1 protein-coding gene is annotated in these 299 nt (G+C 59.2%); it reads left to right on the top strand.

Features of this window, described 5'->3' with window-relative positions; translation table 11 throughout:
- On the top strand, positions 1-299 hold a 299-nt coding region (locus SB753_RS36220; protein ID WP_410804925.1), incomplete at both ends, for a DUF2242 domain-containing protein.

Below are 299 nucleotides of genomic sequence, written 5' to 3'. Positions count from 1 at the left end.
AGGGCTATCTGACGACGATGACGCGCAACGATACCGTCGACGGCACCAAGAACTTTCAGCCGTCCGGCGATACGCATGTGGTCGTGGAATTTCACGTCGTGTGCACGCCGGGCGAGGAGGCGAGCAGTACGAGCATCGTCTACGTGAACGCGGTGCAGAACGGCTTTGCGTTGAAGAAGAGCGATACGTCGGCGAGCGTTGGCTTGAGTGTGCTCGGGTCGCTGTCGCTGCCGATACGCTCGAACAGCGACGCGATGGTGAAGATCTCCAGTGAGACCATTCCGTCAGGCAAGTTCTAC

The organism is Paraburkholderia sp. SIMBA_053 (genome assembly GCF_046534895.1).
GTDB classification, from domain to species: domain Bacteria; phylum Pseudomonadota; class Gammaproteobacteria; order Burkholderiales; family Burkholderiaceae; genus Paraburkholderia; species Paraburkholderia caledonica.
This window is presented reverse-complemented; position numbering and strand designations above follow the sequence as displayed.